This is a genomic window from Enterobacter cloacae complex sp. 402C9 (genome assembly GCF_050030745.1).
GTDB lineage: Bacteria > Pseudomonadota > Gammaproteobacteria > Enterobacterales > Enterobacteriaceae > Enterobacter > Enterobacter intestinihominis.
Window position 1 is genome coordinate 3570627 of record NZ_JBLGUW010000001.1, and the last position, 16728, is coordinate 3587354.

15 protein-coding genes and 1 pseudogene are annotated in these 16728 nt (G+C 58.1%); 7 read left to right on the forward strand and 9 right to left on the reverse strand.

Annotated features, from left to right (window positions below):
* The first annotated feature begins 24 nt into the window (after window positions 1-24).
* The 4 genes and pseudogenes from ACQG1K_RS16930 to nudI all read left to right on the forward strand — a co-directional run bounded on the left by ACQG1K_RS16930 (window position 25) and on the right by nudI (window position 5356).
* Window positions 25-1428 (forward strand): TolC family outer membrane protein, encoded by a 1404-nt coding sequence (locus ACQG1K_RS16930; protein WP_426720777.1) that lies wholly within the window; start codon window positions 25-27, stop codon window positions 1426-1428.
* Window positions 1425-3617 (forward strand): annotated as a pseudogene (locus ACQG1K_RS16935) (type I secretion system permease/ATPase). Before ACQG1K_RS16930 ends, ACQG1K_RS16935 begins: the two are co-directional and overlap by 4 nt.
* Window positions 3598-4797: an HlyD family efflux transporter periplasmic adaptor subunit gene (locus ACQG1K_RS16940; protein ID WP_426720776.1), complete on the forward strand. Its 1200-nt coding sequence runs from the start codon at window positions 3598-3600 to the stop codon at window positions 4795-4797. The pseudogene ACQG1K_RS16935 and the gene ACQG1K_RS16940 overlap by 20 nt, the downstream one beginning before the upstream one ends.
* A gap of 133 nt (window positions 4798-4930) precedes the next feature.
* Window positions 4931-5356 carry a nucleoside triphosphatase NudI gene (gene nudI / locus ACQG1K_RS16945; protein ID WP_022649111.1) on the forward strand — a complete coding sequence of 142 codons (426 nt, stop codon included), beginning with the start codon at window positions 4931-4933 and terminating at the stop codon, window positions 5354-5356.
* Here nudI and ACQG1K_RS16950 read toward each other — a convergent pair.
* Window positions 5328-6059 carry a helix-turn-helix domain-containing protein gene (locus tag ACQG1K_RS16950; protein ID WP_367075942.1) on the reverse strand — a complete coding sequence of 244 codons (732 nt, stop codon included), beginning with the start codon at window positions 6057-6059 and terminating at the stop codon, window positions 5328-5330. The genes nudI and ACQG1K_RS16950 overlap by 29 nt on opposite strands.
* Before the next feature lie 95 nt (window positions 6060-6154).
* On the opposite strand from ACQG1K_RS16950, the gene ACQG1K_RS16955 reads away from it, so the two are divergent.
* Window positions 6155-6574, forward strand: coding sequence for a nuclear transport factor 2 family protein (locus ACQG1K_RS16955; protein ID WP_367075943.1), 420 nt, complete (start codon window positions 6155-6157; stop codon window positions 6572-6574).
* A gap of 54 nt (window positions 6575-6628) precedes the next feature.
* On the opposite strand, the gene ACQG1K_RS16960 is transcribed toward ACQG1K_RS16955, so the two are convergent.
* Together ACQG1K_RS16960 and ACQG1K_RS16965 are read right to left on the reverse strand one after the other, a co-directional pair.
* On the reverse strand, window positions 6629-7810 hold the full coding sequence (locus ACQG1K_RS16960) for a PLP-dependent aminotransferase family protein (protein ID WP_022649114.1): 1182 nt from the start codon (window positions 7808-7810) through the stop codon (window positions 6629-6631).
* A 20-nt stretch (window positions 7811-7830) separates the two neighbouring features.
* Entirely contained in the window at window positions 7831-8718 is an 888-nt protein-coding gene (locus tag ACQG1K_RS16965) for a LysR substrate-binding domain-containing protein (protein WP_367075946.1), read from the reverse strand.
* Window positions 8719-8815: 97 nt separating this feature from the next.
* Between ACQG1K_RS16965 and ACQG1K_RS16970 the strand changes: the two genes are divergently transcribed.
* On the forward strand, window positions 8816-9418 hold the full coding sequence (locus tag ACQG1K_RS16970) for a short chain dehydrogenase (RefSeq protein ID WP_023298436.1): 603 nt from the start codon (window positions 8816-8818) through the stop codon (window positions 9416-9418).
* On the opposite strand, the gene ACQG1K_RS16975 is transcribed toward ACQG1K_RS16970, so the two are convergent.
* The 5 genes from ACQG1K_RS16975 to ACQG1K_RS16995 form a co-directional block, all read right to left on the reverse strand.
* Window positions 9415-10146, reverse strand: a complete 732-nt coding sequence (locus ACQG1K_RS16975; protein WP_023306795.1) for a class I SAM-dependent methyltransferase — start codon at window positions 10144-10146, stop codon at window positions 9415-9417. The genes ACQG1K_RS16970 and ACQG1K_RS16975 overlap by 4 nt on opposite strands.
* 74 nt (window positions 10147-10220) lie before the next feature.
* On the reverse strand, window positions 10221-11219 hold the full coding sequence (locus ACQG1K_RS16980) for a transketolase family protein (RefSeq protein ID WP_063146927.1): 999 nt from the start codon (window positions 11217-11219) through the stop codon (window positions 10221-10223).
* On the reverse strand, window positions 11219-12064 hold the full coding sequence (locus tag ACQG1K_RS16985; RefSeq protein WP_192970059.1) for a transketolase: 846 nt from the start codon (window positions 12062-12064) through the stop codon (window positions 11219-11221). Before ACQG1K_RS16985 ends, ACQG1K_RS16980 begins: the two co-directional genes overlap by 1 nt.
* A 12-nt stretch (window positions 12065-12076) precedes the next feature.
* On the reverse strand, window positions 12077-12826 hold the full coding sequence (locus ACQG1K_RS16990) for an SDR family NAD(P)-dependent oxidoreductase (RefSeq protein ID WP_003862216.1): 750 nt from the start codon (window positions 12824-12826) through the stop codon (window positions 12077-12079).
* 36 nt (window positions 12827-12862) lie between these two features.
* On the reverse strand, window positions 12863-14194 hold the full coding sequence (locus ACQG1K_RS16995; RefSeq protein ID WP_041908551.1) for an MFS transporter: 1332 nt from the start codon (window positions 14192-14194) through the stop codon (window positions 12863-12865).
* A gap of 215 nt (window positions 14195-14409) precedes the next feature.
* On the opposite strand from ACQG1K_RS16995, the gene ACQG1K_RS17000 reads away from it, so the two are divergent.
* Complete coding sequence (locus ACQG1K_RS17000; RefSeq protein WP_023323646.1) at window positions 14410-15330, forward strand: LysR substrate-binding domain-containing protein; 921 nt, start codon at window positions 14410-14412, stop codon at window positions 15328-15330.
* Window positions 15331-15348: 18 nt separating this feature from the next.
* Here the strand turns inward: ACQG1K_RS17000 and ACQG1K_RS17005 are convergent, their stop codons facing one another.
* On the reverse strand, window positions 15349-16728 hold the full coding sequence (locus ACQG1K_RS17005; RefSeq protein ID WP_367075949.1) for an amidohydrolase family protein: 1380 nt from the start codon (window positions 16726-16728) through the stop codon (window positions 15349-15351).

Genomic DNA, 16728 nt, shown 5'->3' on the forward strand with positions numbered 1-16728 from the left:
GTACTTTTTTATTAGGGACAAGACATGGGAAAGAAGATGCCTTACTGGTGGCTCTCGTGCTGCCTGATATCTGTGCCCGCTATCGCGGCAAACCCTGCGGCGATGATTAATACCGGACAATTAAGCGAAACGCAGGAACTCCCCTCTTTAAATGGCCGCGTGGCGCCCGTAGCCAGCAAAGCCGCCCCCGGCACGCTACAGCTGGATGAAGCCGTAAACCGCGCCGTGACCTGGCATCCGGCCATCAGTGAAGCCGTCGGCAAACTCTATCAGCAGAGCGAAAATGTGGACGTCGCCAAATCGAAATATTATCCGCAAATTAACGCCGGCATGGATAACGGCTATAGCCACGACGGCGACGATAATGGCTTTACCCCCTCGCTGGTGCTTTCTCTTTCGCAAATGCTTTACGACTTCGGCAAAGTCGCAAGCCAGGTGCGCGCCGAAAACGCGGGCGTCGCCCAGCAGCAGGCCAACGTGCTGGTGAGCATCGACACTATCGCCCACGATACCGCCATCGCTATGGTGCAGGTGCAGACCTGGCAGCAGATGGTCGAGACCGCTAAAGAACAGCTGGACGCCCTGACCTCCATCGGCACACTGACGAAGCTGCGTAATGACGAAGGCGCCACGTCGCTCTCTGACGTGGCGCAGACCGATGCCCGTATCGAAGGCGCGCGAGCGCAGCTGATGCAGTATCAGGCCAGCCTCGACAGCTCACGCGCCACGCTGATGAGCATGCTGGGCTGGGACGGCCTGAACGCGGTCAGCAATGAATTTCCGCAAAGTCTGGCCCGCAGCTGCGATATTGCCGAGCCGGACGATCGCCTGGTACCCTCGGTTTTAGCGGCCTGGGCGCAGGCCAACGTCGCGCAGGCCAATCTCGACTATGCCAACGCGCAGATGACCCCTACCGTCTCGCTGGAGCCGGAAGTCCGCCACTATCTTAACGACCGCTACTCAGGCAACGAAACGCGGGACCGCACCCAGTACTCCGCGTGGGTAAAAGTGCAGATGCCGCTCTATCAGGGCGGCGGCCTCACCGCCCGGCGTAACGCCGCCGGACACGCGGTGGAATCGGCCCAGTCCACCATTCAGCGCACCCGTCTTGAGGTGCGGCAAAAACTGCTGGAAGCGCGCAGCCAGGTGATGAGCCTGATGAGCACGCTTCAGATCCAGGGCCGCCAGGAAGCGCTCAGCGCCCGTACCCGCGAGCTGTATCAGCAACAGTATCTCGATCTTGGTTCCCGCCCGCTGCTCGACGTGCTCAACGCCGAGCAGGAGGTGTATCAGGCGCGCTTTACCCAGCAGCAAACCGCCGGACAGCTCCGCCAGCTTCAGCTGAACTGTCTCTACCAAACCGGGCGCATACGTCAGGCGTTCGATCTTGAAAACCGCACCATCCAGACCGTGGAGATCCAGCCATGAAGCAACGCGATATTCCGCAGGGTGAAAACATGACGGATGAGGCGCTGGAGCAGTGGGCGCAGGCGTTTGGCTATGTGGCGACGCGCTATCGCGTTGCCTGCTCGCCAGGCTCGCTGATCGCGGGCGCACCGTGGCTGAAAGGCAAACCGATGGTGCCCGCGCTGACGCAGCTCGCCCGTGAAGCCGGGCTGACGTTCCAGCTGCTGACGGCCGATCAGCACGCCATCAACAGCTGGCGTCTGCCGGTGGTGGTAGAGCTAAACGACGGTAAAATCGGCGTGATCGACAATTTCGACGGCGAGGATACGCTTGAGGTCAGCTTTTTCGACGACAACACGCACACCAACCGCCTGTCGATGAGCGCGATGCTGCCTGCCATCCGCCACGTCATCGCCCTGCGTCCGCTGGCGGCGCTGAAGGACAGCCGCGTGGACGCCTATATCTCAAAATACCGCCCGGACTGGCTCTACCGGCTGGTGATGCGCGACCTTCGCCCTTACAGCTGGGTGATGCTGGCGGCGCTGTTTATCAACGTGCTCTCCCTCTCCGGCATTGTCTTTTCCATGCAGGTGTATGACCGGGTGATCCCCGCCCAGTCCTACCCGACGCTCTACGTACTGACCATTGGGGTACTGATCGCCACGCTGTTTGGTTTTGTGCTGCGCGTGGCGCGCGGGCACATTATGGATCTGCTGGGCAAACGCTCGGATATGCGCGTCTCGGATCGGGTCTTCGGCCACGCGCTGCGGCTACGCCACAGCGCCATTCCGCGCTCCACCGGCAGCTTTATCTCCCAGTTGCGCGAGCTGGAGCAGATCCGCGAGATGGTCACCTCCTCCACCATTTCCACCATCGTCGATCTGCCGTTCTTTATCCTGTTTGTGATTGTGCTGGCGATCATCGCCCCGCAGCTGGCGTGGATCGCCCCGGTGGCGGCGGTGATTATGGTCCTGCCTGGCCTGCTGCTGCAAAAGAAGCTGGCAGAGCTGGCGAAGCAGTCGGCGCATGAATCTACCCTGCGCAACGCGGTGCTGGTGGAGAGCGTGCAGGGGCTGGAGGACATCAAGCTGATGCAGGCGGAGAACCGCTTTTTGCAGCAGTGGAACAGCTATATCCAGATCACCGCCGAATCCGGCCTGCGCACCCGCGAACTGACGCAGAACCTGATCAGCTGGGGGATGACCATTCAGAGTCTGGTCTATGCCGGGGTGATCGTGGTGGGCGCGCCGATGGTGATCGACGGCACCTTAACCACAGGTTCGGTGGTGGCCGCCTCGATGCTCGCCTCACGGATGATCGCCCCGATGGCGACGCTGTGCGGCGTGCTGGCCCGCTGGCAGCAGGTGAAGGCGGCCAAAGAGGGGCTGGACAGCATTATGCAGCTGCCGACCGAGAACCAGCGCGAAGAGACGCCGATCCGCCAGGACGTGCTGCGCGGCCACTATCTTTTCGAGCAGGCGCAGTTCCGCTATCACCCGGAAGATCCCCGCATGGCGCTGCGCATTAACCGCCTGGAGATCAAAGCGGGCGAAAAAGTGGCGATCCTCGGGCGCAACGGCGCGGGCAAATCAACCCTGTTGCAGGCGATGGCGGGCGGGATGGATCTGGCGGGCGGTGAACTGCGGCTCGACAACCTCAGCCTGCCGCATCTGGACGTGGCTGACGTGCGGAGAAACGTCGGCTTTATGACCCAGAACGCCCGGCTGTTTTACGGCACCCTGCGCGAGAACATCACGCTCGGCATGCCGCGCGCCACCGATGAAGAGATCTTCGAGGTGCTGGAGATGTGCGGCGCGGCCAGCTTTGTGCAGAAGCTGCCAAAGGGGCTGGATTACCCGATTATGGAGAACGGCGTCGGGCTGTCCGGCGGGCAGCGGCAGTCTATTCTGCTGGCGCGGATGCTGCTGCGCGACCCGAATATCGTGCTGATGGATGAACCGACCGCCTCCCTTGATGAACATACCGAGCGGGAATTTATTCAACGACTCGGGGCGTGGCTCGGCAACCGCACGCTGGTTGTCGCGACCCACCGCGTGCCGGTACTGGAGCTGGTGTAGCGCGTGGTGGTACTCAAAGATGGCATGCTGGTGATGGACGCGCCAAAAGCGCAGGCGCTGAACAACAGCCGTATGCAGCAACAGCAGCAGGCAACCGGACGGGAGTGGAATAATGAAAATCAATCAGCGTGACGTTGCCGCAGTAGAAGATCTGGATAACGCGCTCGACTCCGAGAGCGGTTATACCGGCGCCCGGCGCATCGTTTTCTTCTCCCTGCTGATGTTTGTGGTGCTCGGCGTCTGGGCGTGGTTCGGGGTGCTGGATGAAGTCTCAACCGGCACCGGAAAAGTGATCCCCAGTTCACGCGAGCAGGTGTTGCAGTCGCTGGATGGGGGGATCCTCACCGAGCTGAACGTACACGAAGGGGATCAGGTGCAGGCCGGACAGGTGCTGGCGCGGCTGGATCCTACCCGCTCGGAATCTAACGTCGGCGAAAGCGCGGCGCGTTACCGCGCGTCGCTGGCCTCCAGCGTGCGCCTGTACGCCGAGGTGAACGATCTCCCGCTGAAATTCCCGCCTTCCCTGGCGAAATGGACCGACCTGACCGCCGCAGAAACGCGGCTTTACAACTCTCGCCGCGCCCAGCTGGAGGATACGCAGCGTGAACTCCGCTCCGCGTTAGCGCTCGCCAATAAAGAACTGGCGATCACTCAACGGCTGGTGAAAACCGGTGCCGCCAGCCACGTGGAAGTGCTGCGCCTGCAACGGCAGAAAAGCGACCTGGAGCTGAAGCTCACCGACGTGCGTTCCCAGTATTACGTGCAGGCCCGTGAAGCGCTGTCTAAGGCCAACGCCGAGGTGGATATGGTGTCAGCGATCCTGAAAGGCCGCGAGGATTCCGTTACCCGCCTGACGGTGAAGTCGCCGGTGCGCGGGATCGTGAAAAACATCAAGGTGACCACCATCGGCGGCGTCATACCGCCCAACGGCGAGTTAATGGTGATTGTGCCGGTGGACGATCACCTGCTGATTGAAACCCGCCTCTCGCCCCGGGATATCGCCTTTATCCATCCTAATCAGGAGGCGCTGGTGAAAATCACCGCCTACGATTACGCGATTTACGGCGGGCTGCACGGAGTGGTGGAGACCATTTCGCCGGACACCATTCAGGACGAAGCGAAGCCGGAGGTGTTCTACTACCGTGTATTCATTCGCACCAGCCAGGATTATCTGGTGAACAAGGCGGGCAGGCACTTTTCGATTGTGCCGGGGATGATTGCGACGGTGGATATTAAGACCGGGGAGAAAACGGTGCTGGATTATCTGATTAAGCCGTTTAACCGGGCGAAGGAGGCGCTGAGGGAGCGGTAGTCAAACGCCGGGTGGCGGCTTCGCCTTACCCGGCCTACACCGCTGTTCCGAGTGATGAGGATCCAACACACCTAACATGATCTCCATCACCAATCTGCTATAGTAGCCCAAATTCATTTTTCAGGAAGAAATCATGCGCCAACGAACCATTGTCTGCCCCATCATCCAGAATGACGGAGCCTACCTGCTATGTAAAATGGCCGACGATCGCGGTGTATTCCCCGGTCAGTGGGCACTCTGCGGTGGTGGAATGGAACCAGGCGAAACCATGGAACAGGCGCTGCGCCGTGAAGTCCGTGAGGAGCTGGGCGACGCGCTGGACATTATCGACGTCAAGCCCTGGGCTTTTCGCGATGACATCAGGGTCAAAACTTACGCCGATGGTACCACCGAGGAAATTTATATGATTTATCTGATCTTCGACTGCATCAGCGCCAATCGGGATGTTACGTTTAACGACGAGTTTCAGGAGATCGCCTGGGTTTATCCGGAATCGTTAAGAGAGCTGGATCTCAACGAGGCCACGCGCATTACCTTTGCGCAAAAGGGCCTTCTTTAATCGCCCACTGCCCCGGCGTTTTACCGGTCCACGTTCTGAAAACTTCAATAAATGCGCTGACGCTGCTGTATCCGCACGAGAGCGCAATCCACCCCACCGGCTTCCCCGCCGCCAGCCACTCCATCGCCTGCATGACGCGCGCCAGCTGGCGCCAGTTGACGAAGTTCATCCCCGTCTCCGCGCTAAACCGCCGGTTGAATGTACGTACGCTCATCCCGGCACGGCTGGCATGGCTTTCCACCGTCTGATTATCATCGACGGATTGCAGCAGTTTCCTGACCACATTTTTCAGCCGGGGATCGGTCGGTACGGGCAGATAAAAGCGGACCTGAGACGCCAGAGCCAACTCCTCCAGCAGCAGGATGAGCTTTCGGGGATCGTATTCACTCCCGGCAACGCTTAAACGGGAAAACAGTGCATCGGTAAAATCGTCAGACTCGAAAAGCGTGGCCTCTTCCGGAAGCCCTTCACAATGGGCAGGGTCAAGATAGACAGCGCAACCTTCAATCGCACTTTCCGAAAAGGCAGCGTGCTGCTGACCAGGCGGGATCCAGCCGATATGTTTTGCGGGTACCACCGAACGCCCCAGCGGCGTCTCAATCAACAGCAGCCCCGCAGCAATGCGCCAGAGCTGGCCGGCATGATGGCTGTGCCACGGGGTGTGATAGCCGCCGGGATGAACAAGCCTCTCAGTTGTCAGCATGAATTTGACCGAAAATCGTTATTCTTCGACTTATTACAGAAACTACGCCTTATGCTGTCAAGGATAATAGCGGCTCAACATCACGAGGAGCTAACATGACCATCATTACATCCCTGATAAACCAGCCCGACAACACCGCGCAGCGCGAGCAAATGGCCTGTCTGTTAACCCGCTTATTCAATGGCAATGTAGATCCGGCAGAGGTGTTTACGCCCGACTACCAGCAGGTTACGGACGGTCACATGCTTGATTATCAGGGATTTATGAAACACCTGAACCATGTGCGTGCGCAGATCCGCGAGATTACGTTTACCGTGGAAGCGTTATGTTGCCATAACGAATGTGTGGCAGACCGGCACAGAGTGGCCGTGACATATCCGGATGGTCGCCAGGCAGAATTAGAGGTGTATATGTTTGCCACGCTGCGCGAGGGGAAAATTTGTCGGATCCATGAAGTCACACAGGTGCCAGACGGCGATGCATTTGACCGCACCCTCGCCCACGCCATGCAATAACCTTACCCTACACGGGAACAGCGCATAACGGCATCTGCCATTATGCGCATCCGCTTACAGGGAAATTTTCAGACGTCGAACCGCTTCTTTAAGCTGCTCATCCGTTGGGGTAACGAAAGACATGCGCAGCGTGGTGTGGTCCGGCTCGTTGCAGTAGAAGAACTCACCCGGCACAAACACGACGCCGTTGCTCAACGTTTTTTCCAGCCATTTCGTCGTATTGATGCCGTTATTCATTTTCGCCCACAGGAACATGCCGCCCTTTGGCTTGTGGAACGACATCACATCGCCCAGCTCCGCTTCCAGTTCACTGGCAAAGGTCTGGTATTTCTGGCGATAGGCTTCGCGGATCATTTTAATCTGATTCGCCAGACGACCGGTTTTCAGATATTCGTACGTCATCAGCTGCGACAGCGTGCTGGTGTGCAGATCGGTGGTTTGCTTGAGGTTCACCACCGCACGCTTCAGCCACTCCGGCACCAGCACCCAGCCCACGCGGGTGCCCGGCGCGAGGATTTTAGAGAAGGTGGAGGTGTACACCACGTTATCCTCATTGCCGATATCTTTGGCATGAGCAATCAGCGGGCGGAACGCTTCCTCGGTATAGTTGATTTCGCTGTACGGATCGTCTTCGATAATCACGAAGTCATAGCGCTTCGATAATTCCACCAGCTGTTTACGACGCGCCTCGGAGAGCGTCACGCCGCCCGGGTTACCAAAGGTTGGCACGATATAAACCGCTTTGATGGTTTTGGTTGCCACCAGCGCTTCAAGTTCATCTACTTTCATGCCGTCGCCGTCGGTGCCGACGGATTCAAAATTCGCCTGTGCCAGGCCAAAGACCTGCAACGCGGCGAGGTAGGTCGGACGCTCAACGACGACCGTATCGCCCGGGTTAATTAACGCACGCGCCAGCACGTCAAGCGACTGTTGAGAGCCGGATGTAATGACCACGTCATCGGCTTTACAGGCGATGCCGCGACCTTCACAGATGCGTTGGATCTCTTCGCGCAGCCCCGGGACGCCTTCCGTCAGGCCGTACTGGAACGCTTCGCCAAAATGCTGAGACAGCACGGCATCAGCGGCAATTTTTAAACCTTCATGATCGAACAGATCCGGGTTTGGAATACCGCCCCCCAGCGAAATCACGCCTGCCATTTTGCTATGTTTTAATAATTCACGGATGGCAGAGGATTGCAGGCCCTGCGCGCTGCTGGCGAGTTTGTTTGCAGACATTCTTTACTTACCTTCTTTTTTTATATTGTGCCCAATCTTAGCAGAATATGGGCAATAAATTCCGTTAGCTTAGGCAGCGGACGCAAATCCTGGCGCCACAATAAATGCACCGGCCTCGGCGTGGGCGTAAACGCTTCCAGAACCCGAACCAGCCTGCCGCTTGCCAGCTCTTCAGCCACCAGCACTTCCGGTTGCAGCAATAGTCCTGCCCCGGCTCGCGCCGCCATGCGTAAGCCGTAGCCGTCATTGCATCGTAAGACGGCATCACGCTTCCAGCACACCTCGCCTTCCACACCGGGCAGCCGCCACTCGTTACGCGCCGTCCATACCGTGTGCGACAGACACAAGTGATCCACCAGATCGGCTGGCGTTTGCGGCGTACCGTGACGCGCCAGATATTCTGGCGCGGCGCAGATCGTCATGTTGTAGGGACACAGGTATTTCGCCACCAGATCCTCATTTCGGATCTCCCCGATGCGAATGGCCAGATCGACCCCTTCCTCCACCAGATCCACCATTCGGTTGGTGAGATCCAGTTCGATGCGCACTTGCGGGTAGCGCTGTAAAAACGTGGCCGTCAGAGGCGCGATAACGCAGCCGCCAAACGAGGTGGGTGCCGTTACGCGCAGGGTGCCGGCGGGCGTGGCTCGCAGACGTTCAACTGCGTTTTCAGCAATCGAGACCTGCTCCAGCACGCGCCTGGCCTCTTCGAAATAAACGCGTCCGGCGTCGGTCAGGCTCTGGCGACGGGTGTTGCGCTCCAGCAGCCGCGTGCCGAGCTGCGATTCCAGCAGCGCAATATACTTCCCGACCATCACCGCCGACATCTCCAGCCGGGCCGCCGCGCCGGTGAAGCTGCCGCTTTCCACTACCGCGATGAACGTCTCCATCCCGCGAAGCTTATCCATATTCCAAACCTCTGGTTAGTAATCTTCTAACGTTAGCCCAGTTTATCTGAGTTTTTATTTATTAAAGAATGAAGACTCACAACATAAGGAGTCTGCTATGAAAATCGTCATTATTGGTGCCAGCGGTACGGTCGGTCGTGCAGTCACAGAAGAGTTAAGCCAACGCCACGAGACGATCCGCGTGGGTCGCACGCAGGGCGAGCATCAGGTGGATATCACCTCGCAGGCGAGCGTACAGGCGCTGTTCGAAAAGATCGGCCCGGTGGATGCGATTGTCTCCGCCAGCGGTGGGGTACACTTCGGCCCGCTCGCAACCATGACCGACGGCGAGTTCAACCGGGGCTTGCAGGATAAGCTACTGGGGCAGGTTCGTCTGGCGCTGACCGGCCAGCACTTCCTGAACGAAGGCGGCTCGATCACGCTGATAAGCGGGATTGTGGCGCACGAACCGATTGCTCAGGGCGTCAATGCCACCACCGTAAACGCGGCGCTGGAAGGGTTTGTGCGCGCCGCGGCCTGTGAACTGCCGCGCGGGATCCGCATTAACCTGATCAGCCCGACGGTGCTGACGGAATCCGTCGAAGCATATGATGGCTTCTTCCCGGGCTTTGAAAGCGTTCCCGCTGCGACCGTTGCGCAGGCCTACCGCCGCAGCGTGGAAGGGGTACAGAGCGGGCGGGTATATAAAGTCGGCTATTAAGCCTTACGGGCGGCGATCAGCACCAGCATCGGGCGTTCCGCCTCTTCGGCCAGCGCGGGCCAGGCGTCAACCTGCGTCTGCGTTGGTCCCCACTCATTGACTTCGCTTATCGTCAATCCGGCCTTGATCAGCGCGTTAAGCGTGGTACCCAGCGTGCGGTGGTATTTGATTACCCCCTCTGCCAGCCAGTTGCTGACGCGCTTGCCTTCGTCCTGATAATGGTTCACGCCCCAGAACCGCTCACCGTTGTCGTCGGTGAGCCAGCCCTGACGGGTGGCGCAGGTATAAATCGGGTGCTCCATCGAGAAAACCAGGCTGCCGCCGGGTTTAAGCGCACGCTGCACCCTGGCGAATAACGCGTCCAGTTCCGGCAGATAGTGCAGCGCCAGCGAGCTGTAGACCAGATCGAGACTGTTTTCGCGAAGCTGAAGAGATTCCAGATCGCTACGCTGATAGTGGATCTGCGTGTCATCCGTCAGTTCTGCCGCGCGGGCGAGCATCTTTTCAGAGATATCGACGCCCGTGACGTCGCAAGCGCCCAGCTCGCGCGCCACGCGGCAGAACCAGCCGTAGCCGCACCCAAGATCGATAACTGATGTGCCGGTTAAATCCGGCAGCATCGCCTTAAGCGCAGGCCACTCCGGCGCGCCGTCCAGCCCCTGCACGGAGCGCGGAAGCTGGGCGTAGCCTTCGAAAAACGCCGGATTGTCGTAGATGTTTTGTGCCATAACGGACTCCTTTATCGCAACAGTGGCGAGGGTAAAGCACCCCTCGCCCGTTGACAACGTATCCGTCTTATAAATCACAGCCTGCGCCGGATTTTCTCCACCATGGCTGTGGTTGAGATCCCGTAGCGGTCATGGAGGGTGGGCAACGCGCCCGCATCAAGGAACGCGTCCGGCAGCGCGACGGTATCGAAATCCACGTTCACGCGGTTGCGCATCAACAGCGACGCGACGGCTTCGCACAACCCGCCTACGTTGCTGTGGTTTTCCGCCACGATGACCAGCCGTCCCGGCTTCGCAGCCTGCGCCAGGATCGTCTCTTCGTCCAGCGGCTTAATGGTGGGCGAGTGCAGCACCGCCACGCTGACGTTATCCTTACGCAGCTGCTTCGCCGCCTCCAGCGCACGCATGGTCATCAGGCCTGAGGCGACGATCAGGACATCGTTCCCCTCTTCCAGCAGCGCAGCTTTGCCAATCTTAAACTGGTAGTTGTACTGGTCCAGCACCACCGGCACCTTGCCGCGCAGCAGGCGCATATAGACAGGGCCATCGTGCGCTGCCATCGCCGGCACCGCCTGTTCGGTGTCGATTGCGTCACAGGGATCGATAATCGTCATGCCCGGAATACCGCGCATAATCGCAATATCTTCCGTCGCCTGGTGGCTCGGCCCGTAACCGGTGGTTAGCCCCGGCAGCGCCGCGCAGATCTTCACGTTCAGGTGCTCTTCAGCAATCACCTGATGGATAAAATCGTAGGCGCGGCGGGTGGCGAAGACGGCATAGGTGGTGGCGAAAGGAATAAAACCCTCTTTCGCCATGCCGCCCGCGGCCCCCATTAACAACTGCTCGGCCATGCCCATCTGAAAGAAGCGTTCCGGGTAGGCCTGAGCGAAAATATGCAGATCGGTGTACTTCGACAGATCCGCAGTCATGCCTACGACCTCCGGTCGCTGTTCCGCCAGCTTCACCAGCGCTTGGCCGAACGGTGCGGCTCGCGTCTCCTGGCCCTCTTCCGCGATAGAGGCAATCATCGCCGACGTGGTTAAACGCGGTTTTTTCTCCGTGGTCTGGCTCATTACAGCACTCCTTCAGGTTTGTTGGCATCCAGCACAGCGAGTGCCTTTTGCCACTCGTCAGCATCCACGCGAATAAAATGGTTCTTGTCACGCTTTTCGAGGAACGGCACGCCCTTGCCCATCAGCGTGTCGCACAAAATGACGCGCGGCTGGTTTTCCGGGTAGCGTTTGGCGTTATCAAACGCCGTTACCAGTGAAGGGACATCGTTGCCGTTGACGCGCTGCACGTACCAGCCGAAGGAGGTCCATTTATCTTCCAGCGGCTCAAAGCCGAGGATCGCGTGCGAGTTGCCATCCGCCTGCTGGCGGTTAATGTCCACCAGCACGATCAGGTTCGACAGGCCGTGATGTGCCGCCGACATCGCAGCTTCCCAGGTTGACCCTTCGTCCAGCTCGCCGTCCGACATGGAGTTAACGACCCATGCCGCGCTCTGCTTGCGCTTCAGCCCCAGCGCCATGCCAACGCCAATGCTTAAGCCCTGCCCCAGCGAACCGCCGGAGATCTCCATGCCCGGCGTGTAGGTTGCCATGCCGGACATCGGCAGGCGGCTGTCGTCCGCGCCGTAGGTCTCCAGCTCATCTTCAGGAACGATCCCCGCTTCAATCAGGGCGGCGTAACAGGCAATGGCGTAGTGGCCGTGAGAGAGCAAAAAACGGTCACGCCCCTCCCACTCCGGCTCGCCCGGCTTAAGGTTCATCCCGTGGGCAAACGCGGTGGCCAGCACATCGGCATAGCCCAGCGCCTGCCCGATGTAGCCCTGCCCCTGCACTTCGCCCATGCGCAGCGCGTAGCGGCGAATGCGCCAGGCCGCGGCGGCAACCTGTTGAACTGTGGTATCCGTCATCGTCGTATCTCCTTAATGAATCAGCATCCCGCCGTTCACGTCGAGCGTGATACCGGTGGAGTAAGAAGAGAGGTCGCTGCCGAGGAACAGCGCGGCGCGGGCAATATCCTGCGCGTCTCCGAGGCGGTTAAGCGGAATGCCCGCCAGAATGGACGTTTTCATCTCATCGCTCAGCTTGCCTGCGGTAATGTCCGTCTGGATAAGACCCGGCGTGATGCAGTTTACGCGCACATTGTCGGGCCCCAGCTCACGCGCCATGGCTTTTGCCAGCCCCAGCACACCCGCTTTTGCAGCGCTGTAGTGTGGGCCGCCAAAGATGCCGCCGCCGCGCTGGGCCGATACCGATGAAATGCAGACGATGCTGCCCGACTTTTGCGCGCGCATAGTGGGAATAACCGCCTGGGACATTAGCAGCGTGCCGCGCAGGCTGACGTCAAGCACCGCATCGTAATTTTCGCGTTTGATATCCATCAGCTTGATCGGCTGAGTTATGCCGGCGTTATTCACCAGAATATCGATGCGCCCGTATTTCCCCAGCACCTGCTCAATGGCGGCATTAACCTGTAATTCATTGCTGACGTTCGCCGCAAGGCCCAGATGTTCGTCGCCCAGGCTCGCGGCGGCAGCCCGGCTGGCTTCAGCGTTTAAATCGATAATCACCACTTTCGCACCCTGTTCAGCATATAATTTCGCCGTAGCGAAACCCAAACCGCGTACGGAAGCCGCGCCGGTAATAACGGCGACTTTATTTTTCAGTAGCATACATTTACTCCATTCGGACAAGAGAGATTTAATGTTTTATTTCGGTTCTTCCAGCAGCATAATCATAATTAAGCCAATGGCTGCGCAAATACCGAAATAAATAAACACGGAATTAAAACTACCTGTTTTATCCAGCAGATAACCTGCCAGCATCGGGGAAACAAATCCGCCGAGATTACCGCCGCTATTGATAATGGACGCGGCAATCGGATAGGTTTTACTGTCCGCAACAGCCATTCCATAAGCCGTAAAAGCGGGCCAGCCGATATTCAGACAGAGGCCGACAAAAAATAACCCGACGCAAACCGCGACGGTGCTTTGCGGAATATTCAGCATAATAACCATCATTAAAACGGTGCTGATGGCGGTAAACATCATGGTCGGTTTACGTCGGCGGCCGAGCAGTTTGTCGGAGACGTAGCCGCCAAAAATCGCACCGATAAATCCACCGATGCACGGCATGCTGGCGACCAGCCCCATGCTCATAAACGTAAAGCCTTTCTCTTTCACCAGATAGAGCGGGATCCACGTCAACAGTCCGTACAGCACGCTGACCATCATAAAATAGGCCAGGCAGTCGCCGAGAATATTCTTCGAGGTAAACAGCCCTTTCACCGTGCTTACCGGGGCTAATTCCCGCACGCGGATCAGCCGATCGAGGCGTGCAAAGCCTGGTGAAATCACGATATTTTCCCGTCTGGCGTCCGGGGTCTCCTGACCGGCGGTAATGGTCTCCAGCTCCGCTTTCGAGACGAATGCGCTCTCGGACGGCTTGGTGCGTACCAGCAGATACCACAGGACGGCAATGACCAGACCGGGGATCGCAAAGGAGAAGAAGACCCAGCGCCAGCCCCAGGTCATGGCGATCCACACTGCCAGCGGCGGCACGAGGATGGGCGCGAACATGGTGGCGGCGATGTAGACGCCCGTGGCAGTGGCCTTCTCCTTTGGCGGAAACCAGTTATTGATGGTGGAGGCCAGCCCGACCGGGCACGGCCCCTCTGTTAACCCCAGCCCCAGGCGGATACACTTCAGGCCCAGAACCGAGGTTGCGGTGCCCATCAGCCAGGTAAAGGCAGAGAAGCCGAATATCGACAGTGCCACCATGCCGCGAATTCCCTTTTTGGCAATAAAAAAGCCCGCAGGAATTTGGCTCAGGGCGTATCCCAAAAAAAACATGCTGGCGATGGCACCGGCTTCGAAATTATTGATATGAAATTCGTCAATGATAAACGGCAGTACTGCACCAATATTTGTTCGGTCAGCATAGTTAATGGCATAAACAATAAAAATTAATGCCAGCACAACGAAACGGTAATTGGTTTTTTTAGTCTTTATGTAGGGGACAGCTTGTTCTATACGAGACATAACTTACCTCATTATTCGAACACCGTGAGTCGTTTTATTATTGCGTTCAACGTCAATATATCGGCTCACCCATGAAACGCCATTCAATAAAGCTCATTTATTGCTGAGATAAATTTGATTCGCGATACAGCTCAAAAAAATAACATCGGGATAAAATTGCCCGCTCGCAGTCTCAATGTTATGTTTTTTATCAATTATCGTGTAAGGAGTAGGCCATGTCCGCGCAGGATCGCCAGACATTATCGCTGCCCTCGCTCAGAAATTTGCAGGCGTTTATCGCCGTTGCTAACGCCCTGAGCATCCATCAGGCGGCGGAACAGCTCAACGTCACGCCTTCGGCGGTAAGCCACCAGATCGCGTCGCTGGAATCGTGGCTGGGCAAGAAATTATTTATCCGCAGCGGCAAAGGGGTTCAACTCACCCCGACGGGAGAAAAATATCTGCGGGAGGTCTCGGCGGCGATGAGCGCCATCGGGCGCGCCACCGATCAAATCGTGAAAGAAAAAGACAATGCTGTGCTTCGCGTGCACTCTTCCCCCACCTTCGGGCTGTCCTGGCTGTTGCGCCGTCTGGGCAGATTCCGCGCCGAATATCCTGATATCACCATCAATCTCACCTGCTCCTATGAGAACCTACAGTTCGCCAGAGATAATATCGACATTGATATCCGTCACGGTATTCCGGACTGGGACGCCTACCGGGTGATGACCATTAAAAACGACACGCTGGTGGTATTAGCCTCGCCGGACTATGCAGAAGAGCATCCCATCAGCACGCCCGCCGATCTGCTGCAACAATCGCTTATCTCGTCCACCAGCACTCTGGTGAACTGGGAGAAATGGTTCGCCTGGCACAATATCGACAGGCCCTGGCTTAATTTCAGCCTCAGCTTCGACCGCTCCTACATGAGCTTTGAAGCGGCGCGCATGGGGCTTGGGTTTATTCTGGAGAGCAAAATGATGGCTACCGATCACCTGAAGGATGGCTCGCTGGTGCAGGTGCTGCCTGATGAAATGGGTATCGCCATCAACGCGCACCATCTGGTGATGCCGCACATGAACGAACGCGCGTGGAAGATCCAGCAGTTCGTCGAGTGGATTGACCGTGAGTTGCGATTGTCGGGGTATCACCTGTAGCGATACCCCAACGTGGCGTCAGGCGACCGTGCCCCAGACCAGATTCCCCTTGTGGAACGTCGCGGTACGCGGAGAGATACGCGCCACGGCCTCGGCGGAACAGGAGGCATCCACCAGCACGAAGCTGGCGTCGTCCTGCGCTTTAGGCCACACGCGCTCACCTTTGTCGTTCAGCGGCAGCACGTCGCCGGTGGCGATGCCCAGCGCCCGCGAAAGCGTCTGTTCGTTCGGGCGAATATAGAGCTGGGCGTAGAGGTTGGCTTTCTCCAGCATGTCCCCCAGACCGTACGGGGACCAGTGGTCAATCACGCTGTCGGTACCGGTCATGACAAACACGCCTTTTTCACGCAGCTGCTTCAGCGGCATGTGCAGGGTGCCAATTGGCACGGTGGAGGCGATGGTCACCTCCTGCGCCGCCATGCGGGTGGCGATCTCATCCACCTGCTGTTCGTTAAGCGTCGCCAGCGCGAAGGCGTGGCTGATGGTCAGCTTCCCCTTCAGCGCCGGCGTTTTCTCCACGGTTTCTACCATGTAGTTCACCGCCGCCACGCCCGCCGGGCTGGTTTCGTGCAGGTGAATATCCACCCCTTTGTTGTAATCCAGCGCAATCTGGAACATGGTGTCGAGGGATTTCTCCATCGCGCCGTCGACGCTGGTTGGGTCCAGCCCGCCCACATAATGCGCCCCCGCCTGCATCGCCTCGCGCATCAGCTTTTCAGAATTCGACAGCAGCAGACCGTGCTGCGGGAAGGCAACGATTTCACAGTCAAAACCTGGCTTACGGCGCGCCAGTACCGCCTGCAAATTTTCCAGGTTTTTCAGGCCGGAAACCGGCTCTATGTTGCAGTGGCTGCGGGCGATGGTGGACCCTTTGGACTGGATCAGGTCGATCAGCTTTTCGGCGCGTTCTTGCGTGTAAGGCTGTGATTCCGGCAGCAGCTTCTGCTCCAGGCGGATCATGTCCTGAATAGTGGTACCCGCCGGACGGTTCAGGGAGCGCCACGGGCCGCCATAGAAGGTTTTGTCCAGATGGATGTGCATGTCGCGCATCGCCGGGAGCATCAGCTTTTTGCCCGCATCGAAGTGCGGCAGGGCCGCGTCGGCGTGGCTGTTGTTATCGCGCAGGGCGACGATTTTCCCGTCTTTTATCTCAAGCGTTTTCAGCTCGGTGCGGGTACTTGTCACCACGCTGCCGTCGAAGTTAAACCCGGCTTCCAGCAGCACGTTATCGAGATAGTAATGTTTTGCGGTGATGTTCATCGGTTTACCCGTCTCGCAGGTTGCCTTAGCAGAATCGGCAGCATACGCGACAGAACCCGTGGCGCCAAACAGCGCGCAGGCGGTAACCATTTTACCGCTCTGGCTAATAAACTCGCGGCGGCTTTTATTCTCACTCAT

Excerpts from the sequence above, each read along its gene's own strand:
- ACQG1K_RS16970 (WP_023298436.1), top strand. The coding sequence starts at position 8,816 with ATGAAAATCGTCATTATTGGTGCCAGCGGTACGGTCGGTCGTGCAGTC.
- ACQG1K_RS16960 (WP_022649114.1), bottom strand. The coding sequence starts at position 7,810 with ATGTCTGCAAACAAACTCGCCAGCAGCGCGCAGGGCCTGCAATCCTCT.
- ACQG1K_RS17000 (WP_023323646.1), top strand. The coding sequence starts at position 14,410 with ATGTCCGCGCAGGATCGCCAGACATTATCGCTGCCCTCGCTCAGAAAT.
- ACQG1K_RS16940 (WP_426720776.1), top strand. The coding sequence starts at position 3,598 with ATGAAAATCAATCAGCGTGACGTTGCCGCAGTAGAAGATCTGGATAAC.
- ACQG1K_RS16930 (WP_426720777.1), top strand. The coding sequence starts at position 25 with ATGGGAAAGAAGATGCCTTACTGGTGGCTCTCGTGCTGCCTGATATCT.
- ACQG1K_RS16990 (WP_003862216.1), bottom strand. The coding sequence starts at position 12,826 with ATGCTACTGAAAAATAAAGTCGCCGTTATTACCGGCGCGGCTTCCGTA.
- nudI (WP_022649111.1), top strand. The coding sequence starts at position 4,931 with ATGCGCCAACGAACCATTGTCTGCCCCATCATCCAGAATGACGGAGCC.
- ACQG1K_RS16995 (WP_041908551.1), bottom strand. The coding sequence starts at position 14,194 with ATGTCTCGTATAGAACAAGCTGTCCCCTACATAAAGACTAAAAAAACC.
- ACQG1K_RS16980 (WP_063146927.1), bottom strand. The coding sequence starts at position 11,219 with ATGAGCCAGACCACGGAGAAAAAACCGCGTTTAACCACGTCGGCGATG.
- ACQG1K_RS16975 (WP_023306795.1), bottom strand. The coding sequence starts at position 10,146 with ATGGCACAAAACATCTACGACAATCCGGCGTTTTTCGAAGGCTACGCC.
- ACQG1K_RS16950 (WP_367075942.1), bottom strand. The coding sequence starts at position 6,059 with ATGCTGACAACTGAGAGGCTTGTTCATCCCGGCGGCTATCACACCCCG.
- ACQG1K_RS17005 (WP_367075949.1), bottom strand. The coding sequence starts at position 16,728 with ATGAGTGAGAATAAAAGCCGCCGCGAGTTTATTAGCCAGAGCGGTAAA.
- ACQG1K_RS16965 (WP_367075946.1), bottom strand. The coding sequence starts at position 8,718 with ATGGATAAGCTTCGCGGGATGGAGACGTTCATCGCGGTAGTGGAAAGC.
- ACQG1K_RS16955 (WP_367075943.1), top strand. The coding sequence starts at position 6,155 with ATGACCATCATTACATCCCTGATAAACCAGCCCGACAACACCGCGCAG.
- ACQG1K_RS16985 (WP_192970059.1), bottom strand. The coding sequence starts at position 12,064 with ATGACGGATACCACAGTTCAACAGGTTGCCGCCGCGGCCTGGCGCATT.